The sequence below is a fragment of the Clostridioides sp. ES-S-0054-01 genome, assembly GCA_021561035.1.
Taxonomy (GTDB): domain Bacteria; phylum Bacillota; class Clostridia; order Peptostreptococcales; family Peptostreptococcaceae; genus Clostridioides.
Window position 1 is genome coordinate 259,232 of record CP067346.1, and the last position, 20,411, is coordinate 279,642.

The following is a 20,411-nucleotide window of genomic DNA, read 5'->3' on the forward strand; positions in this document are numbered from 1 at the left end:
ACAATTATAAGTACTAAATCTAAAGAAAACCTTACGGAAACTTATCGTAAAGCTAAGTATTATTTAGCTAAACGATATCCCAACCTCCATAGAGTTTCTATATATTCCTCTTGTTCATTCGCTTTTTTTAACTTTTGACGTAAACGACTTATATGAACATTCAGCGTATTATCATCAACTGTATATTCTTCATTCCAGATACTTTCAAACAGGTTCGCTTTTGAAAAGACTTTTTGAGGTTGCGATAAAAGTAATTCTAATATTCTTATTTCTGTTGCGGTCAATGTTATCTCTTGGTTGTTTACAAGAACCTGTTTTGCTGATATGTCTAGTTTTATATCCTTATAAACCAAAATATTCGATGGGACTGTTCCGACTGGCTGGTTACGTCGCAAATTTGCTTCTATCCGGGCAACAACCTCGTCAATGTCAAAGGGTTTTGTAATATAATCATCAGCCCCTAATCTAAGTAAATCAATTTTTATTTGTGTAGTTTCTTTTGCAGAAATAACTAAAACAGGGATATTTGAAAAAGAACGAAGTTCTTGTAATAATTTATCTCCACTTTTGTAGGGGAGCATAATATCCAGTAATACCATATTAAATTGTTCGGATTTCAACATATCAAGCCCTTGCATTCCTGTAAAAGCTGATTTTGTATCATAATTATGATTATGAAGTGCCTTGCATAGTAAATTATTAATTTCTTTATCATCTTCAACTACTAAAATAGTATTTGCCATATTGCTTCCTCCAATAAACACTATTCCATAATATTTTCATTACATAGATATTTTAACGTACATAATGGGATATGTATATGCGAAATTTAAAAATATTGGGGAAAGACAACCTATTTACAGGTTATCATTCCACATAATCTCAGTTATGCCGTATCCTCCGCAGATTCAAACACAATACCTGTAAATTCTTCCTCCGTCAAGTTCATTCAGCTTCCCAACGGTCTGCTTCACAAGCTCCTGTATATCCTAAGGTAGGGCGGTATAACTAGAGGTATTTTTTATCTTTCGTGTTCTGGCTCTTTACCGCTTTTTTGAGGATTTTCACATTAATGTCAAAATCAGACTGGTAATGCTCCGTGTGGGTTTGCATGATAGCTTTTAAGGATTTTAAAATGTCTACATTCTCAAATTTCTTTAAACTACTTTGATTTTAGTAATAGACCTCCTCCTAATATAACTAAGCATAATCCTGGAAGGAGAAAAGCACTATTCAAATTTATAGTACTTAATGGACCAAAAATGAGCATACCAAGAGGTGAAGCTAAAGTTCCTAATAAATCAACATATGAAAATATACGTCCCATGTACTTTGTAGTGGTTTTTTCTTGAATCATTGTAATCAAAGGTGTATAGTAAAGTGGACTTCCAATTCCCATAATAAACATAACAATCATGAATAGGAGAACCTGATTAGTAAATATTGAGAAACTCATCATTGTTCCAAATAAAAATGATGAAAAACTAATTAATTTGAAATGCGAAATATGAGTTTTTTTACATCCTAGTATTAAACTGGCTACTAGAGCCCCTACAGAAAATGCAATTTCAATTCCACTCAATATCCACACTTTATTACCTAAATTATTAGAAGCAAGGAGTGGTGTAAGTTGAGAAGCTGGAATAACTAGAAACTGAAATGTAGTATATAAAATCAATACTTTTTTTAATTCTACTGATTTAGATAAATATCGAAATCCTTCTTTTAATTGCTCAATACTATTTTCTGATTGTCTTTTCTCTATTTCTTTTATAGAAATGCTAGCAAGAAAACCAACACTAATAAGTGCAGTGATTACATCTATTAAGAAAACTCCTCCTAGTGGAAACATACTTAATGCTAATCCACCTAACCCTGGTGAAACTAATTGAATAATACTCCAAATAGTTGTCGAGTAGCTATTGGCACGCAGAAGTTCCTTTTCTGGAATAAATAAAGGGAGAATACTTTTGGATGCAGGTAACTGGATACCACTACCTAAAGACCTTAAACTATTAAAGAAATATATCCACCCAATCGATTGATGACCATAAAAATAGAGAATGGCTAAACAAAGGGTTGAACTAGCAATAAACATATCTGACCAGATAATAATTTTCTTCATTGAAAAACGGTCAGCAATAACCCCTCCCACTAGCATAACAAGTGCTTGTGGGAGAAAAGTAGTTGCTGTAATTCCAGCAATACTAATTCCTGAATTTGTCTGAAGAGTTATATACCAAATCATTGCTAGAGAAACAATAGAGGAGCCTAACATTGAGATTGTTTGACTAGCCATAAATATTGCCAATTTTATCTTCCAATTTTTTTCTTGTTTCATTTACAGTGCCGCCTTCTTATATAAAATGTCCAGTAATACTATTTGGATTTATTCTTATTTCATCAGGAGTTCCGGAAGCAACAATTTCTCCTCCATTTATTCCACTGTCTGGACCTATATCGATAACCCAGTCAGAAGCGCATATAACTTCTGTATTGTGTTCAATAATTAAAAGTGAATGTTGTTCATTTACAAGTTTTCTAAAAGTAATTAGCAAATTCTCTACATCTTTAAAATGAAGTCCAGTAGTAGGCTCATCTAATATGTATAACATTCTTTTTTTAGTTTTTGTTCCTAATTCTTTTGCTAATTTTATCCTTTGAGATTCTCCTCCACTTAATCCTAATGTATTTTGTCCTAGTTTTAGATAGCCAAGTCCCACTTCATCTAATAGAGAGAGTTTTCTATATATATCAGGGCAATCACTAAAAAATGATTTTGCTTCTGTTACTTCCATGTCAAGTATATCTGCCATTGTTTTTCCTTTGTATTGTACAGACAGTATTTTTTTTTGATATCTCTTACCTTGGCATTCACTACAAGTTACCCATTGGTCTGCCATATATTGTAGAATAATTTTTGTTTTGCCTAATCCTTGACAGTTGGGGCATTGCCCCTTTTTGCTATTAAAGCTAAAATAGCTTTCATCCAATAATTGTTGTTTTGCTTGTGGAGTTTCAGCAAATAGAGAACGAATTTCATCAAAGATATTGATATAAGTAGCAGGTGTAGAGCGACTAGATTTTCCAATAGGTGTTTGGTCCATTAAGATAAAATCATCAATAGTATCAAATCCAGTAAGTTCGGTATAGTTTTTATTTGGGATAGATTTTTGGTTTAATTTTTCTTCCAAAGCAGGAAGTAAACTGTGAAATACAAGAGAACTCTTACCAGAACCACTAACACCTGTAATAGAGCACATACAGTTTAAGGGAATTTCTACATCAATATTTTTTAGGTTATTTGCATGGCATCCCTTTAAGTTTAACCACTTACTTGGTTTAATATTATTTTTTGAACTTATTTTATTGGATGTACCCAGATATTTGCCTGTTATAGAATTTGGATTTTCTATAATTTCTTGAGTTGTACCTTCTGCAATAATGAAGCCACCTTTTGTACCAGCGTTTGGACCTACATCAATAATATAATCAGCAGCCAGTATTGTATCCTTATCATGTTCAACGACTATCACAGTATTACCATTATCTCTTAGCTCTTCTATAGTTTTGATGATTAGATTATGGTCTCTTGGATGTAAACCAATGGATGGTTCATCTAGAATATAGGTTAGACCTACTAATTCACTTCCTAGCTGACTTGATAATCGTACTCTCTGTAGTTCTCCTCCAGATAAGGTTGGAGCTGTTCTATCTGTTGATAGATAGCTAAGACCTACCTTTAATAGATAACTAACTCGAATTTTTAATTCTGTTAATATATCATTTACCAAAGATATCTCATTTTGTTGAAGTTGATTTGGTAATTCACACAACCAATTCCACAATTGTTCTATCGTCATTTTTGTTAATTCAGGGAAGCGATAACCTTTGATTGTAGTGAATCTAGCTTCAATACATAGCAACTCACCACCACATGTGTGGCAAGGAATTTTGTCCATATATTGATGTAAGGTATTATTTTGAGAACTGGATTCTCTAAAAAGTCTTTGAATGTGGCTGATTGCACCTGAGGCAGGTCTTTTAATCTTTGATTCTCGTCCCCTTGATTCAAAGCTAAATTCATATATCTTATCACCTGTACCATATAAGATTGCATCTATAAAATCTCTTGGCAATTCATTCCAAGGTATATCTAGGTCGATATTTTTATCTTTTGCTATTGCATATAATTCACCTACCATCCAATTACCATTTGGCTTTTTCCCCCTCAATTTTCCAAAGTAGTAGGTAGCTCCATCTAATATTGAAATAGTAGGGTCTTTTACAATTAATTGAGGATTAACTTGATAGGTAAAACCCAATCCATTACAATCATGACAAGCTCCAGTATGGGAATTAGCATTGAAGGTTGAAGTATTTATCTTAGAAAAAATAGTTTTACAATATGAACAATGATTTTTTGTATTATTCTTTTTTTCTAATGGAGTTTTGCAATATGGACAGTAACTTTTTCCGATTGATACAAATAACATTCTTAAGTAATCCCAGATGCTTGTAAGAGTACCAACAGTAGAACGAGGATTTTGGCTTCCTTTTTTTTGTTCAATAGCTATAGTAGGGGTTAATCCTTGAAGTAAGTCAAATTCAGGTTTTTGAAGCTGTTCTGAAAGTTTTGCTCCATTACTTAGGTTTTCAAAATAACGTCTTTTTCCTTCTTCATAAATCGTATCGAAAGCTAAAGAGGATTTTCCACTACCACTTACACCTGTAATAACAGTCATTTTATTCTTTGGAATTGTAACCTCAACATCTTTTAAATTATTTTGCCTTCCTCCTTTTAAATAAATAGAACTTTTATTGTGACAAAGTGAATTTTTAATTGGTTTATTTATTGCTTTGGTAAATTTGAATTTTTTTTCTAATTCAAGAGGATTACCTAATTCTTTTGTTTGTGAAATACCTAATATTTTTAACTGAGAAAAGATTGATGTCAAGTAATCTTCAGGTAATTTTTCTATTAACAAATTAAGGTCTTCTATTTTCATATTGCCACTTGATAATATCTCTGCCATTTCATCTAATAAATTTTTTTCTGCTCTTGTTAATTGATTGTATTTTTTAGAACTTAATTCTGTCCATAAATCCCATGGAAGCAATTCCAAACCAATCATATTATTAAAGTCGTGTAGAAGATTACCCTTTACAGAATGCCAGCCTTTCCAATTTTTATTATATCCAAAGTCATCTGGATGAGTATGACCTTGTCGACAGCTTATCCAGGCTTCTGGGCCAGTTAAAAACCCATCTATTTTTCTGACATTATGAGTGTCAAAATTAATTTGAAAATAATTTTTTTGTATGTTATCTATTTGTGCATCTATTTTTATCCATCTTTTTGTTACCGTATCATAGTATTCTACAAGCCAGTGGTCTTCATAAGGAAGCTCACTTTCAAAATAATTAGCAAAACCTGCTCTCATTCTAGCTTCAAAGCCTCTATATCTTAGGAAGGATACAAGAAGTAAAGAATAGTCTCTGCACATTCCAACAAGTCTTTGTTTTGGGTTTCTTGAAATAGTTAGTGAGTTAGAATTTATTTCAAATATTCTTTTTAACATTTGAGGAACTGTACGAAGCAATTCTTCATCAGATTGTTGCTTATTAAAAGATATACCATAAAGTTTTCCCTGGTCTCCATGAATTACTAGGTTTTGAACCACTTTTAATAACTCAGTTGGGGTTTCTGGTAAGTCTTGATATTCATTTTCAAATTTTTTAGGATTTGTGATGATGCTTTGCTTTTGATAGTTATTTATTTTCATATATCATTCACCTCTCTAAATAAATGATATACCATGACATGGTGTCAGATGCAAGGGCAATTTAAATTTTTTGAACATGATGTTTTTCTATACTAGAAAAACATCAGATAAACTTATTGGTGATTTATATGTGAAACAGGATAATCAAGCTTATTGGATTGGTTGTACAATTTGTCCAAATTATGCAAGACAAGAGTATTCACAGGAGATAACACTGGGGTTGTTGTAATGATTAAAAACAGAACAAAAATGTACAAAATTATTGGTAGGTGTTTTACCTGATAAATTGGTTTGAAATAACTTACTGAAAAAAATAGGTTTTAAATTTAATCATTTTAATTTAGAAAATAATGAAAACATATATAGTGTAGATTTATTTTAATTAAAATTCCTGATTATTTATTACCTTTGTATTGATAAAATATAACTTGATTTTTTATTTGTGTTTTTAACAAAAAATATAGATACAGATTTTGTAAAAATAATTTTCAAATGTTGTAAGTTGTCGTTAAAGCTTTATTGTATTATTCTGAATATATAGAAAGTCAGTTCCTATTTTCAGACATAAAGAAACTAAAATATACATAATAACATAAAATTTGCAGTATTGATAACTCTAATTATTTTGAAAGGAGGAAAGTATGATAAGTGGAAGAATGTTACTCATTATGAATTTTCTAAAAAATAAAAGCAAGACAAGTTATCGGGAAATTAGTCAACAGTTAAGCATAGAAGAAAGAAAAGTTAGATATGATATAGACAATCTAAATGTTGTTTTACAATCATTAAATAAACCATTAATACAAAGGATGAATAAAGGTTCATTGATTATTCCAAGTGATTTCCAAGTAGTATATATAGACAACAATGACTATGTGTTTTCCTTAACTGAAAGAGTATCTATTATGAAGATTATATCAATGTTTAAAGTAGATAAGTTAAACTTAGAAAAATTGAGCAAAGAGTTTAAAGTTTCTAGAAGTTCGATTAAAAATGACCTTAATGTTTTATCAAATGAACTGGAAAGAAATCAAATAACTATTACTTATGATAAGGTTTTCAAAATAAATGGAGATGAAGATACTATATATAAACAAAGGTTAAACATATTAAAATCATATTCTTACCTTTTTGGCAAAGAAAAATCTGATTTGAGCGTGTTTGAAAAGTATATAGTGAAGGTAATCGAAAACATATTCAAAGGACTTTCCTTGAATGATATATATAATTGGTCTACAGATTTACTTTTACAAATGGACTGGACTCTAAATGATGAATCTTTTACATGGTATGTCTCAAATATCTTTCTTTTTACATGGTATATACATTCAGATGAAAAGCATCCTTTAGAATCTTCTTCCTTAAGTGAACCATATTTTGAGAATAAATTTGACCAAGAATTTGAGCAAATCATTCAAAAAAAGTTAACTAAAGAACAAATTTTATTGTTAAAGAGTTTTGTATTTTTTACAAATAAGTATGCAAGTTTAAATGAAGACATGGATTTAATTAGTACAGAAATAATAGTTCAAGATTTAATTTATAATATGTCTGAAACTCTGAACATTGATTTTAAAGAGGATATGATTCTTTATAAGGGGCTACTCAATCATATTGCTCCATTGATAGAGAGAATCAAACAAAACATACAGATTTATGAAGGGTCATTCCATGTAATACCAGATAAATATCAATATGTACTTGAAGCTACTAAAACCTCTGTACAAAAAAACAGGATGTTAAATCAAATAAAGAATGAAAATGAAATAATACTTCTAGCAATACATTTTTTAGGAAGTGTACAAAGAAACGAAAGTAACAATTATAAAAATATACTATTAGTTTGTGGATTTGGGTATGGTGTAATTGCTATATTAAAAGATACTTTAATAAATGACTATCAGATAAATATAGTAGACAGCATTCCATCATATAAATTACAAGATTATAAAGACTGGGAAAATATAGATTTTATCGTAACAACATCAAAAATAGTAGTAGACTTGCCTAAAACAATTATTGAAATTAATCCTTTTTTACAAGAAAATGATTATTTAAAACTTGAGGAAAAAGGAATAAAAAGAAAGAATGTCTTGACCAATTACATATCAATTAAAAAGAGATTAGATTTTTTAGAAGAAGATGCTCAAAAAAGAGTACTGAGTATTATATGGCAAGAACTAGGATATAGTGATGAGAGAATGTTATCTAGACAACTTAAACTAAGTGATTTAATAGGAATTGATACAATAAGTGTAATTGATAAAGAAATAAAATGGGAAGATGCTGTGAAAATTAGTTCAAATATACTTGCTGATTGTGATTTTGTGTCAATGCAATATGCTGATAATATTATAGATATTCTAAGTAATGTAGGTTTCTATGCTGTAAAGGATGAGGAATTTGCTTTGTTACATGGTAATGATAGTTCATTGGTCAAAGTAAGTTCAATAAGTTTATTGATATGCAAGGAAGCAGTTAAATTTGGAGATAAGAAGGTTAAAATCATATTTTGTCTAGCAAGTAGAGATAAAAAAGAGCAAATTCCTGCAATAATTAATTTAACTAAAATGGTTTATAAAACTAATTTTATTACTATGTTAGAAAGTGTAAAAACAAAAGAAGAAGCAGAATGTTTAATTCATGAATATGAGAAGGAGGTCACTGGATGAGTGAGTTAGTCAATGTAAAATGTTCATTTGAGATGAAAGTAACTTCAAAAGAAGAAGCTATTATATCATTAGTAGATGTAGTATCAAAAGAGGGATATCTAAAAGAAAAGAATCAATTTCTAGAAGATGTTTTAAAAAGAGAAGAAACACTGTCAACCTATATTGGGCATGGGATAGGTCTTCCTCACAGTCAAAGTATTGGGGTCAAAGATTCTTGTATTACAATTGGAAAGCTTGATACACCTATTAAATGGACAGAAGAAGGAGAAAAAGTAGATTTAATATTTTTAATATCTGTTACAAAAGACAATGAAAATAATCTTCATCTAAAGATTTTGTCAAAGCTTGCACGTTTATTAATGCATGAAAGTTTTAGAAATCAAATTAGAGAGTCAGATGAACAAACAGTCTATAATCTTATAAAAGAAAAAATAGGGGAGGAAGATTAAAATGAGGATTTTAAAGTTTTTACAAAAACATCTTATGACAGCAACGTCATATATGATTCCATTTGTAGTTGCTGGAGGTATATTATTTGCGCTATCAGTAACTTTAAGTGGACAAGCTGCTGTTCCTGAAACTGGATGGTTAGCTAAACTTAATCAAATTGGAGCTGCTGGTCTAGCTTTATTTATTCCAATATTGGGTGGATATATAGCATTTAGTATGGCAGATAAGCCAGGACTAGCTCCAGGTATGATAGGTGCATACTTAGCAAAAGAAGTAAATGCTGGTTTTATAGGTGGTATTATAGCAGGATTTATAGCAGGATTTGTTGTTTTACAATTAAAGAAAATTAAATTGGCACCTACAATGAGAACTTTAGGTTCAATATTTATTTATCCTTTACTTGGAACATTGATTACAGGTGGTATAATTGTATTTTTAATTGGAGAGCCTATAGCTTCTTTTATGACATGGATGACTAATTGGTTGAATGGAATGTCTGGTGTTTCTAAAATTCCTTTAGGAGGAATTCTAGGAGGAATGATAGCTTCAGATATGGGTGGTCCTATAAATAAAGTAGCTGCAACTTTTGCCCAAACTCAAGTTGATACACTTCCATATTTAATGGGTGGAGTTGGAGTTGCAATTTGTATACCTCCAATTGGATTAGGATTGGCTACGTTATTGTTTCCAAAAAAATTTAGTAAGGAAGAAAGAGACTCAGGAAAAGCCTCACTATTAATGGGATGTGTTGGAATTACAGAAGGAGCTATCCCATTTGCAACAGCAGACCCTGTTAGAGTAATACCTTGTATTATGGTTGGGTCGATTATAGGAAACATTATGGCATTTTTATTAGGGTGTTTAAATCATGCACCTTGGGGAGGTCTCATAGTATTACCAGTTGTTGATAATAGGTTGGGGTATATTGCATCAGTGATAACTGGAGCGGTAGTCGTTGCAGTATTAATGAAATTAGTAAAGAAAGATGTAAAAGAAGATGAAGAAATAGAAGAAGATATAGATGATTCTATTGAACTAGTATTTGAAGAATTATAGATATAAATACTGTTAATTTATATGAAAATTTATTATAAAAAATAATCATACAAAATTATAACTTTAAAGGAGATAAGAATATGAAAATTGTAGCAGTAACATCTTGTCCTAGTGGAGTAGCACATACTTATATGTCAGCTGAATCACTTGAATTATCAGCAAAAAAATTTGGTATAGAAATAAAGGTTGAGACTCAAGGAAGTTCTGGTATAGATAATGAATTGTCACTTAAAGAGATTGAGGAAGCAGATTGTGTAATACTAACTAATGATGTTGAAATCAGAAATATGGATAGATTTAAAGGGAAGAAAGTTTTAAGAATGAGTGTTTCTGACATAATTAAGAAATCTGATGCATTAATTAAGAAAATAAAAGATACTTTTCAATAAAGTTTGATTTATCTTACATATAGCATAAAGATATTTTTAATGAGGTTTTTATTAGAAACATCTTTGAAAACATTTTAAAAATAGAATAAAAGGAGATATAGTCATGAAGAAGTTACCAATAAAGACTGTCGTACAAAGATTACTAGATTTACAAGAAGAGGGGAGAAGTGCAACGCTTTTAGGAATTGGTCCTATGTCACCAAACTTGTTACAAGCAAGTTTTGAACTAGCAAAAGATTATGATTTTCCTTTAATGTTTATTGCAAGTAGAAATCAAGTAGATGCAGATGAACTAGGTGGTGGTTATGTAAATGGATGGAATCAAGAAACTTTTACAAAGGATATTAAGAAAATAGCTGATAAAGTTGGATTTGATGGTTTGTATTACTTATGTAGAGACCACGGTGGTCCATGGCAAAGAGACAAAGAAAGAAATGACCATTTACCTGTTGATGAAGCAATGGAGTTAGGAAAAAAATCTTATTTAGCAGACATTGAGGCAGGTTTTGACTTATTAATGATTGACCCTACAAAAGACCCCTTTGAAATTGGAAAGGTAATTCCATTAGATGTAGTATTAGAAAGAACTGTAGAATTGATTGAATATTGTGAGAATGAAAGAAAAAGACTTAATCTACCAGATATAGGCTATGAAGTTGGTACAGAAGAAACAAATGGAGGTCTGACTTCAACTGAGACGTATGAAACATTTATAACTAGGTTAAAGGTTGAGCTTGATAAGAGAGATTTGCCAATGCCAACATTTATAGTTGGTCAAACTGGTACTTTAACTAGAAAGACAGAACAAGTAGGAACTTTTAACTTTAGAAATGCTTATGATTTAGCTCAAATGGCTAAGAAATATGGAGTTGGTTTAAAAGAGCATAATGGTGATTACTTAGATGATGTAACGTTATTAGAACATATACCATCTCAAATTATTGCTACAAATGTAGCTCCTCAATATGGTACTGAAGAAACTAGAGCATATTTAAAACTAGCAGAAGTTGAGCGTAAATTAGAAAAAGAGGGTCTAGTTGAGAAATCTTCTAATATCAGACATGTTCTTCTTGTAAATGCAATCGAATGTGGACGTTGGAGAAAATGGGTAATAGGAGAACAAAAAGATTTAACTGCTGAAGAGATATTTAAGAATGAAGCTTTATCTAATGAAATATTAGATATTGCAGGACATTATACATTTAATAATGATGATGTTAAAAAAGAAATAAAAGTGCTTTATGCTAATTTAAGTAAGAACAACATTGATGGTCAAAGATTTGTTGTAGACCATATTAAACGTCCTTTGCGTGATTATGCAGAATGTTATAATTTAAAAGGTGTTACTACAAGGATTTTAAATAAATAATAGGATTTATAGTGGTGAGTGTTGTTATACTAGGTATTTATAGTTATAATTATACTTACCACTATTAAATTTAGGAGGACTAATATTTTGATTAATTTAATTTTTGATGTAGATGATACTTTATATAATCAATTGACGCCTTTTTATATTGCATATAATAAAGTGTTTTCTTCAATAAAGGATGTTTCTATTGAAGATTTATATATAAGTAGTAGAAAGTATAGTGACGAAGTGTTCCATTTGACAGAGAGTGGAGAGATGCCAATTAAAGAAATGCATATTTATAGAATAATGAAAGCTTTTGAGGAGTTGGGAAATTCCATTACAGAAAAAGATGCACAAAGTTTTCAAGATGAGTATGTATATCAACAATCACAAATTACCTTAATACCAGAAGTTGAGCAAGTTTTAAATTTTTCTAAAGAAAGAAATATTAATCTAGGAATTATAACTAATGGTCCATCAGACCATCAAAGAATGAAGTTAAAGCAGTTAAATGTTGAGAAATGGGTTAATAAAAGTAATATTTTTATCTCTAGTGAGGTTGGTTTTTCTAAGCCAGATACTAATATTTTTAGAGTGGCTGAGAATGTTATGAATTTAGAAAGAGAAAATACATACTATGTGGGTGATTCTTATAAAAATGATGTTGTAGGTGCTAAAAAAGCTGGTTGGAAGAGTATATGGTTGAACCATAGAGGGCATGGAGTAGAAGAGTTGTTTTATAAACCTGATTTTGTAATTCTAGAATATATAGATTTATTGTCCTTATTTATAAAAGTATGTAGTAAATAAAACGCTAATAATAAAATTGTATAAAATAATTAAAAATAGATACATAAAATTATCTACTTAAATTTTAAGCAATTTATCTTATATTACAAAATAAATTATTTAGAAAAAGGGGCTGTCACACTAGACAATAGTGCTATGTCCTTTTTTGTATAAAAAAATAAATCCTAAGTTCAAAAGAGCCTGAGATTCTTGTATAATAATTGTATACTAAAACAAAATACTATACAAACTGATTATACTACTTATGGTGATAATTATCAATTTAAGTTGCCACTAAATATTGATTACATGATTCCAAAAGATGATTCTGTAAGGTTATTAAGTCAAATTATTGAGGAGATGAATTTAGAAAAATTATATAAGACTTATTCTCGAATTAGAGGAAATAGAGTAACCCCTAGACAACTTTTGAAAGTCATAATATATGCAAACATGAACTGTATTTATTCTTCAAGAGAAATAGAGAAAGCATGCAGAATAGATATTAACTTTATGTATCTTCTAGGTGGAGCCTCCGCTCCAGACCATTCAACAATTACAAGATTTCATAGTATTCATTTTTCACCAATAAGCAAAAATTTGATTGCACAGCTTACAAACTTTCTTGGAGATAACAAAGAGATTTTAAAAGATATTCTATTTATTGATGGCACAAAAATAGAGTCATCTGTCAATAGATATACTTTTGTTTGGAAAAAAGCTATAAATAAAAATATGGCTAAAATGATGAGCAATATATCTGACTTCATATTAAAATGTGAGGTTGGTTTTGGTATTAAAATAATTTATAAAGATAAAATCAAAATCTATCATTTGAAGCAACTTTTAAAGAAGCTAAAAAAATATCAGAAGAATCAAATATAACATTTGTTCATGGAAAAGGAAAGAAAAAATCTATAGAGCAATTAAATAATTATATTGATAGATTGAAAAAATATACTAAAGACCTTCATATAATGGGTGAACGTAATGGGTGAGCGAAATAGTTATTCTAAAACAGATAATGACGCGACTTTTATGAGAATAAAAGAAGACCATATGAAGAATTGACAATTGAAACCAGCATATAATATACAATTTGGTGTAGATTCAGAATATATAATTTGGGTAAACTCAGGACATCAACCTACTGATACTACAACATTAATACCATTTTTAAAATCTATTGAAGACTATACAAAATCTAAATATCCTAAAATAGTGGCTGATTCTGGATATGAAAGTGAAGAAAACTATATATTTTTAGAGTGTAATAATCAATTATCTTTCATAAAACCTGCAAATTATAAAATTAGTAAAACTAGAAAATATAAAAATAATATTGGACATATTGATAATATGGATTATGATGAAAAAAATGATTATTATATTTGCAAAAATAATAAAAAACTAATTGCAAATAAAATAATAAATAGTAAATCAAAAACAGGCTATAAAAGTAAGATAACCTGTTACACTTGTGAAGAATGTTGTGATTGTCAATATAAAAGCAGTTGTATTAAGAGAAGTAATGGCAATATTTCTCTTGAAAATAGGACTAAAAACTTACAAATACCTAAGTTATTTCATGAAAAAAGAAAAGAAAACTTAAAGAGAATTATGAGTCCGGAGGGGTGTGAACTTAGAGTGAATAGAAGTATACAGGCAGAAGGCGCTTTCGCTCAAGTAAAACAAAATATGAAATTTAGAAGATTTTTAAGCAGAGGTAAAGAAAATGTTTTATCAGAATGTATTATTGTAGCGATAGCTCATAATATTTCTAGACTACATAATCTACATAATAAAATAATAAAAAATAAACATGGAGTATATCTTCATCGTTTAAAAAAAGTATTCTAAATTTATTATTTATAATCAAAGATTATCTGAAAAAAAGGTATTTTTATACCTTTATTTGTCATGCATAATTTTACTTAGAACATAAACTTTATATAAAATAATTAAAAATACACCTATTAAGATAAATAAAAAAGAGCTCTCACAGAACAAATTTAATTTGCTCATGCGACAGCCCCTTGTTGATTTAGAAAACTTTTTGTATCGATAATATAAATCTTTTAACAAATTGTCCGATAAATAAGGTAAGTTATTATTAATTTAAGTTATATAGATTTTGATGAATTATAATGAGGATGACAAGTTAAAATTTATATTATATTTAAATCCTTAAAATAACAAGAATAAATACTAGATTAAATTTTATAAACAAGCACAATATTCAATTGGAAGGTAGGATTATATATGAAAGCAATAATTTTAGCAGCTGGAATGGGGACGCGATTGAGACCATTAACTTTAGAATTGCCTAAACCATTAGTTAAAGTTAATGGAAAACCAATGATAGAAAACCAAATAGAATGTCTATTGGAAAAGGGGATAAGAGATATAAAAGTAGCTGTAGGATATCTAAAAGAAGAATTTTACTATCTAGCAGAAAAATATAATGTGGAATTAATATATAATAATAAGTACAATATGTATAATAATATTTATACTATGTATTTATTAAGAGAGCATTTACCTGATAGTTATGTTATAGAGGGCGATGTGTACTTATATAATAACTTTATAGACCCAGATATAAAAAAATCTACTTATTTTACCTTTTATAGGGAAAATTTTAGTAATGAATTTATATTTAAATTTGATGAAAATAACAAGATTTATGATATGTATGTGGGTGATAATAGTGGATATATATTATGTGGTGTATCATATTGGTCCTTGACAGATGGAAATACTATAGCAAAAAAAATAGAGGAAACAATAGGAAGTGGAGATTTTGAAAGTCTATTTTGGGATGATGTTGTGATGCAAAATAAAGAAGATTTAAATATGTATATTAAGAAAATAGATTTTAAGGATTGCTTTGAGATAGATACTGAAAAAGATTTGAAGTTTTCAGAAAGATGTATAGTTCAAAATAATAATTTTATGATGAATAAGTCTCTACAATACTCTAAGTAGGTTAGGAAGGAATTTATATGGGAATTTTAAATAAAATAATGAACCAAGAATCTTTTGATGTAAAAACATCACTAGATTATATTAATGAATATGAGCAAGCATTACCTTTTGACAGTGAGATTCACACTGCGCGTGCAGTCACATATTTTTTTGCAGAAGAATATGAACTTGCGGAAGAACATATTAGAAAGGCTTTGAAATTCAGACCCAATAATTATGATAATAACTTTTATTTAGCAAATATTTTGATTGCTAAGGGTAAATATTCTGATGCTATTAAAGCAGCTATATTAAGTGTGACATTCTTAAAACATTTTGCTAAGCTCCAAGAATATGTAGATGATAAATTAGTTTATGCTAATGAACAAGTAAAAAATCTTATTGATTATTGCATTGAAAATATAAAAGACATAAGTGTTATTGAGGACTTAAAAAGATTTTTTGGATTTATTGAGTTAAGTGTTATTAGTTTTCCTACATACTTTTATGATGGTAAATGGAAAGTTATGGTAGGTGAGTATTTTAATAAAGATTCAAACATTGAATATAATGACTATATATGTTTTTATTCTGATACATATTATAATTATTTAGGAGACCTTCAAAAAAAATTATGTATGAATCTTAACATTCCTAATTTATATTCTATATGTCCAATAGAGAGTTTTAAATCTATGACTACAAAGAAATTTAATTTAGATAATGGGAAATATATTGTTCCAATAGCTACAACTGAATATAATCAAGTTATTGATTTTAAAGTTGGAAATACTAATTTTAAATCACAACAAGTAGATCCACCTGGTTTTTTTAAGTACTATAGAGTAGACAAAGGAGTTAGTTTGAATTCAGATAAAGATATTATAGTTGGAAAACCAATCGAATTAGGATTTAAAGAAAATAATAAAAAATTAGTTCTCACTATATTTATAGATTCTTTATCTCAACAATATTTATCAGAAACAGAATATAAATCAATGCCTTATACAAAAGAGTTTTTTGATAAAGGAATTATATTTAAAAATTGCTATACAACAGGAGAGTGGACATATCCATCTTTTACAAGTGTATTTACAGGTCTATACACAACTAATCATCACTTTATACATCATAGTACAGGATATAAATTTCCAGATGACATAGATTTATTTAGTGAGATTATGAAAAAAAATGAATACTTCACTGCAAATATAGGTGGATCATATGCAATTGCTCCATACAGTAGTGGTTTTAGAGGATTTGACAGAACTGTTTTTAAGAATAGTCTAGGATTTTCTGATTCAATATTAATTAATGATGTTATTGAACATATTGAGTCATTTAAAGAAACGAATCAATTCGTATTTATGTCTTTAAACAATGTTCACAAGCCATTAGAAGATATTGAATGCCGTGGAATTGATTATAATATTGTTAATCAAACATCTTTAGACATAGAGACATCTTTGTCAAAGATGGACTTAGGTGTAAGTGTACGACAAGAATATCATGAGGAAACTGTTAAAAAATATGAAGTAGTTCTTAGAGAATTAGATCGTAATTTGAAGCAAATCTATGACTATATATTACAAAATTACTCTGAAGAAGAGTATTTAATTAGTATTTTTTCAGACCATGGAGCTTCATTTTTAGGCAAAGATGATTTTTTATTAAAATCAAATATAACTAATAATGTATTAATGGTTAGAGGGTCTGGAAGTGTATCCAATGATAATACTGAGTATATAAGTAATATGGATTTAATTCCTATAACTTTGAAGTTGGCGAATATAGAATATGATTTATCGAAGTATGATTGTGTACTTCCAAAGACACTAGGGGGTAAAGGTCGTGAGTTCACTTATAGTGAATCAATATATCCTGGTCAGACTTATAAAGCTATGGTTAATAATGATAAATATTGTTATATATTAGAAACAAAAGATATTACTAATATAGATGGAACAATTAATTTTGATGAATATAGTGATTCTGTTTTTGATAAAAAGGAAGGTAAAGAGATTAAATATAATGACATTTTAGAGTATTATAGAGAGATAGTATATAATCATATAAAGAGAAATATTAAATATTAATATTAAAAATTATTTAGATATTAAATAGATACAGTTTATTGTATTTTAATAAACATTCTACTTTTAAAATAGAACTACTGAATTTAGGTAGTAAGAATTTCTGTATATCAAATTTAATAAAAAAGATTTTTCGGTAGCCTATTTTCTTTTTTTGTACAAAAAATGAGATACTCAAATTTTTATTTTGAGATATCTCTTTTTTATTATCTAGTTAAAATTAAATAATTAGGAATATATTTTATTTAGCCTAATCGATAACGTTTTGAGATTCCTTATAACTACATGTTAACTGTTGAATAGGTTTATCATATGGTTTAGCCCATCCTTTATTAATACTTAATTCTGTTAGTGCTGTATGGCCTTCAACCATTTGAGTTAGTGAAGCTGAATATATAGCTCTCAATTCAGGTGTACTACTTGTTAATGCAGAATTAAGATACATATTGGCAGATGCTTTAGCAGATGAAAGCATACTCAATATTATTACTTTATCATCTATATAAGTATTGTTTTTAATTAGATTTTCTATCATATTTCTCATATTGTCTATACCTCCTCAGAAATTAGTATTTCATTTTCAACTATAAATTGTTGTATAGCTTTAATTCTTCCTTCTGTTGCTAATATACTAGATTCTGATTGTCTTTTTAGGTCTTCATCTGATATTAACATATTTATTGCTCTTTGCATAAGTAATCCATCAGATTCCATTTTTATAACGGCTGCTAAAGATATTTTTTCAGTTTCTGAAAGTATTCTCATTTAATCATCTCCTATATTGTAATTTATTCTTTAATATTATGTCTTCCTTTTTAATGAAATAACCATAACATTTTTTTACAGTATCTTATATTCTATTTATATCAAATTTTAGTCAACTCATAAAATTTTTTAGGATGACAAAATGAATTTTAAAAATAAAACCAAAGTATTAAGCTTATGTTTAATATCAATTCTAATAATATTTATATCGTGTACGAATCCTAAAAGAGGGAAACAACTAAAATCAATATATTAGCAACTATAGACTTACATGGAGAAGCTACATATAATATAGCTTAAAAAATAAATAAAGAAAAAAGAACCTAATATGACATTAGTAGATTTTTATGAGTCAGATAGTTTAAGATAATGGAGCAATATCCTAGTGAGGCTTGAGATATTTACGGAAACGATGAAATAGTTAAAAAGAAATGCCTATAATTATACAAATGAGTGAAGTTAAATATGATGCAGTAGTATTTGGTAATCATAAGTCTGTTGTCATCTCTAAAAAATGATTTACTGTTAGCTAATATATAAATAATATTAGAAAAGGAGGTTTATATCATGATATTTAATAGGCATTCTTTTAAAAAAGAGTTGATAAAGTAAAAAAGAAGTAACAAAAAATAATATATAAAAATTCAAAAAAGGAGTTAAATTTAAAAGTTGATTAAAAAAATCAATCTTGAGACTATCCATTTTTTATTTTAACAAAAAAATATAAATAAAGTTCGATACGCGGCGAATGAAAAAAACACAAGAAATATTTTTTTTTAAAAATTTCAAAAAAGAGTTGATAATATATGTATATTAATATAAAATTTAAGGTGTATAATTCGTATAATAATACGAATGATTTAGAGTATAAAATAACTTATAAACGGAGAGGGGAAGTCTAATGAAAGTAGCAGTAGTTATGGGTTCAAAATCAGATTATCCAAAATTAGAAGAAGGGATAAAACTGCTTGAGAAATATGGAATAGAGGTTGTAGCAAGAGCATTATCAGCTCATAGAACACCAGAACAACTTTCAACATTCCTAAAAGAAATAGAAGATGATACTGATGTAATAATAGCAGCAGCAGGAAAGGCAGCACATTTACCAGGTGTAATAGCTTCACAAACACTAATTCCTGTAATAGGATTACCTATTAAATCATCAACTATGGATGGACTAGACTCACTTTTATCGATAGTTCAAATGCCAAAAGGAATACCAGTTGCTACAGTTACAATAGATTTAGGTTTAAACGCAGCTTTATTGGCATTACAAATAATGACTTTAAAATATCCAAAATTAAAAGAGGATTTGAAATCATATAGAGAAGAGATGGCACAAAAGGTGCTAGAAGACGACAAAAATTTAAGGGGGTAGCAGAAATGTTATTATATGAAGGAAAAGCAAAACAAGTATATTCTACAGATAATGAAAATGAATATGTTGTTTATTATAAAGATGATGCAACAGCATTTAATGGAGAGAAAAAAGCAGAAATATCTTCAAAAGGTATACTAAATAATAAGATATCAACAATAATCTTTGAAATGTTAAAAGAAAATAATATAAATACTCACTTTATAAAAAGTTTATCAGATAGAGAAATGTTAGTTAAAAAAGTAGAGATTTTACCATTAGAAGTAATAGTAAGAAATATTGCTGCTGGTTCTATCTGTAAAAGAGTTGGTCTTGAAGAAGGTGTAGTTTTTGATGAGCCAATCTTTGAAATAAGTTATAAAAATGATGATTATGGTGACCCAATGTTAAATGACGATTATGCAGTAGCAATGAAATTAGCAACTAGAGAAGAATTAAAGTTCTTAAGAGAAGAAACTTTAAAAATAAATGAGTTACTAAAAGCATTTTTCTTAAAATTAAACCTAAAGTTAGTTGACTTTAAAATAGAATTTGGTAAAGATTCTGAAGGAAATATAATATTGGCAGATGAAGTGTCACCAGACACTTGTAGACTTTGGGATGTAAATACAAATGAAAAGTTAGATAAGGACAGATTTAGAAGAGACCTTGGAGACCTTGTAGAAGGTTATACAGAAGTACTTTCAAGAATGAATAATAAATAGGAGGCAAA

The 20,411-nt window shown here is 28.5% G+C and carries 16 protein-coding genes and 1 pseudogene; 12 read left to right on the forward strand and 5 right to left on the reverse strand.

Annotation, left to right across the window (positions count from 1 at the left end):
- Nucleotides 1–59 precede the first annotated feature (59 nt).
- The 3 genes from JJC02_01560 to uvrA form a co-directional block, all read right to left on the reverse strand.
- Entirely contained in the window at nucleotides 60–743 is a 684-nt protein-coding gene (locus JJC02_01560; protein ID UDN54911.1) for a response regulator transcription factor, read from the reverse strand.
- Nucleotides 744–1,162: 419 nt separating this feature from the next.
- The gene (locus JJC02_01565; protein ID UDN54912.1) at nucleotides 1,163–2,341 is read right to left on the reverse strand and encodes an MFS transporter; all 1,179 of its coding nucleotides are present in this window, start codon (nucleotides 2,339–2,341) and stop codon (nucleotides 1,163–1,165) included.
- Nucleotides 2,342–2,357: 16 nt separating this feature from the next.
- Nucleotides 2,358–5,786, reverse strand: coding sequence for an excinuclease ABC subunit UvrA (uvrA, locus tag JJC02_01570; protein ID UDN54913.1), 3,429 nt, complete (start codon nucleotides 5,784–5,786; stop codon nucleotides 2,358–2,360).
- 76 nt (nucleotides 5,787–5,862) lie between these two features.
- On the opposite strand from uvrA, the gene JJC02_01575 reads away from it, so the two are divergent.
- The 10 genes and pseudogenes from JJC02_01575 (at nucleotide 5,863) to JJC02_01620 (ending at nucleotide 17,559) form a co-directional block, all read left to right on the forward strand.
- Complete coding sequence (locus tag JJC02_01575; GenBank protein ID UDN54914.1) at nucleotides 5,863–6,015, forward strand: hypothetical protein; 153 nt, start codon at nucleotides 5,863–5,865, stop codon at nucleotides 6,013–6,015.
- A gap of 412 nt (nucleotides 6,016–6,427) precedes the next feature.
- Nucleotides 6,428–8,458: a PTS sugar transporter subunit IIA gene (locus JJC02_01580; GenBank protein ID UDN54915.1), complete on the forward strand. Its 2,031-nt coding sequence runs from the start codon at nucleotides 6,428–6,430 to the stop codon at nucleotides 8,456–8,458.
- Nucleotides 8,455–8,907 (forward strand): PTS sugar transporter subunit IIA, encoded by a 453-nt coding sequence (locus JJC02_01585; protein ID UDN54916.1) that lies wholly within the window; start codon nucleotides 8,455–8,457, stop codon nucleotides 8,905–8,907. Before JJC02_01580 ends, JJC02_01585 begins: the two co-directional genes overlap by 4 nt.
- A 1-nt stretch (nucleotide 8,908) precedes the next feature.
- On the forward strand, nucleotides 8,909–9,964 hold the full coding sequence (locus tag JJC02_01590; GenBank protein ID UDN54917.1) for a PTS fructose transporter subunit EIIC: 1,056 nt from the start codon (nucleotides 8,909–8,911) through the stop codon (nucleotides 9,962–9,964).
- Nucleotides 9,965–10,044: 80 nt separating this feature from the next.
- Complete coding sequence (locus JJC02_01595) at nucleotides 10,045–10,353, forward strand: PTS fructose-like transporter subunit IIB (protein ID UDN54918.1); 309 nt, start codon at nucleotides 10,045–10,047, stop codon at nucleotides 10,351–10,353.
- Nucleotides 10,354–10,456: 103 nt separating this feature from the next.
- Entirely contained in the window at nucleotides 10,457–11,722 is a 1,266-nt protein-coding gene (locus tag JJC02_01600) for a class II D-tagatose-bisphosphate aldolase, non-catalytic subunit (protein UDN54919.1), read from the forward strand.
- Nucleotides 11,723–11,809: 87 nt separating this feature from the next.
- Entirely contained in the window at nucleotides 11,810–12,517 is a 708-nt protein-coding gene (locus JJC02_01605) for an HAD family hydrolase (protein ID UDN54920.1), read from the forward strand.
- A gap of 204 nt (nucleotides 12,518–12,721) precedes the next feature.
- Nucleotides 12,722–14,356: pseudogene (locus JJC02_01610) on the forward strand (IS1182 family transposase).
- 402 nt (nucleotides 14,357–14,758) lie between these two features.
- Nucleotides 14,759–15,484, forward strand: a complete 726-nt coding sequence (locus tag JJC02_01615) for an NTP transferase domain-containing protein (GenBank protein ID UDN54921.1) — start codon at nucleotides 14,759–14,761, stop codon at nucleotides 15,482–15,484.
- Nucleotides 15,485–15,501: 17 nt separating this feature from the next.
- The gene (locus JJC02_01620; GenBank protein UDN54922.1) at nucleotides 15,502–17,559 is read left to right on the forward strand and encodes a sulfatase-like hydrolase/transferase; all 2,058 of its coding nucleotides are present in this window, start codon (nucleotides 15,502–15,504) and stop codon (nucleotides 17,557–17,559) included.
- Nucleotides 17,560–17,806: 247 nt separating this feature from the next.
- Here the strand turns inward: JJC02_01620 and JJC02_01625 are convergent, their stop codons facing one another.
- Nucleotides 17,807–18,100, reverse strand: coding sequence for a spore coat protein (locus tag JJC02_01625; GenBank protein ID UDN54923.1), 294 nt, complete (start codon nucleotides 18,098–18,100; stop codon nucleotides 17,807–17,809).
- A 5-nt stretch (nucleotides 18,101–18,105) separates the two neighbouring features.
- Nucleotides 18,106–18,321: a hypothetical protein gene (locus JJC02_01630; protein UDN54924.1), complete on the reverse strand. Its 216-nt coding sequence runs from the start codon at nucleotides 18,319–18,321 to the stop codon at nucleotides 18,106–18,108.
- Between the two features lie 901 nt (nucleotides 18,322–19,222).
- On the opposite strand from JJC02_01630, the gene purE reads away from it, so the two are divergent.
- Both purE and JJC02_01640 read left to right on the forward strand, forming a co-directional pair.
- The gene (purE, locus tag JJC02_01635) at nucleotides 19,223–19,699 is read left to right on the forward strand and encodes a 5-(carboxyamino)imidazole ribonucleotide mutase (protein UDN54925.1); all 477 of its coding nucleotides are present in this window, start codon (nucleotides 19,223–19,225) and stop codon (nucleotides 19,697–19,699) included.
- A 5-nt stretch (nucleotides 19,700–19,704) separates the two neighbouring features.
- Nucleotides 19,705–20,403: a phosphoribosylaminoimidazolesuccinocarboxamide synthase gene (locus tag JJC02_01640; protein ID UDN54926.1), complete on the forward strand. Its 699-nt coding sequence runs from the start codon at nucleotides 19,705–19,707 to the stop codon at nucleotides 20,401–20,403.
- Nucleotides 20,404–20,411 lie beyond the last annotated feature (8 nt).

Excerpts from the sequence above, each read along its gene's own strand:
- JJC02_01565 (UDN54912.1), bottom strand. The coding sequence starts at position 2,341 with ATGAAACAAGAAAAAAATTGGAAGATAAAATTGGCAATATTTATGGCT.
- JJC02_01580 (UDN54915.1), top strand. The coding sequence starts at position 6,428 with ATGATAAGTGGAAGAATGTTACTCATTATGAATTTTCTAAAAAATAAA.
- JJC02_01630 (UDN54924.1), bottom strand. The coding sequence starts at position 18,321 with ATGAGAATACTTTCAGAAACTGAAAAAATATCTTTAGCAGCCGTTATA.
- JJC02_01600 (UDN54919.1), top strand. The coding sequence starts at position 10,457 with ATGAAGAAGTTACCAATAAAGACTGTCGTACAAAGATTACTAGATTTA.
- JJC02_01620 (UDN54922.1), top strand. The coding sequence starts at position 15,502 with ATGGGAATTTTAAATAAAATAATGAACCAAGAATCTTTTGATGTAAAA.
- JJC02_01625 (UDN54923.1), bottom strand. The coding sequence starts at position 18,100 with ATGAGAAATATGATAGAAAATCTAATTAAAAACAATACTTATATAGAT.
- JJC02_01585 (UDN54916.1), top strand. The coding sequence starts at position 8,455 with ATGAGTGAGTTAGTCAATGTAAAATGTTCATTTGAGATGAAAGTAACT.
- uvrA (UDN54913.1), bottom strand. The coding sequence starts at position 5,786 with ATGAAAATAAATAACTATCAAAAGCAAAGCATCATCACAAATCCTAAA.
- JJC02_01595 (UDN54918.1), top strand. The coding sequence starts at position 10,045 with ATGAAAATTGTAGCAGTAACATCTTGTCCTAGTGGAGTAGCACATACT.
- JJC02_01560 (UDN54911.1), bottom strand. The coding sequence starts at position 743 with ATGGCAAATACTATTTTAGTAGTTGAAGATGATAAAGAAATTAATAAT.
- JJC02_01615 (UDN54921.1), top strand. The coding sequence starts at position 14,759 with ATGAAAGCAATAATTTTAGCAGCTGGAATGGGGACGCGATTGAGACCA.
- purE (UDN54925.1), top strand. The coding sequence starts at position 19,223 with ATGAAAGTAGCAGTAGTTATGGGTTCAAAATCAGATTATCCAAAATTA.
- JJC02_01640 (UDN54926.1), top strand. The coding sequence starts at position 19,705 with ATGTTATTATATGAAGGAAAAGCAAAACAAGTATATTCTACAGATAAT.
- JJC02_01575 (UDN54914.1), top strand. The coding sequence starts at position 5,863 with ATGATGTTTTTCTATACTAGAAAAACATCAGATAAACTTATTGGTGAT.
- JJC02_01590 (UDN54917.1), top strand. The coding sequence starts at position 8,909 with ATGAGGATTTTAAAGTTTTTACAAAAACATCTTATGACAGCAACGTCA.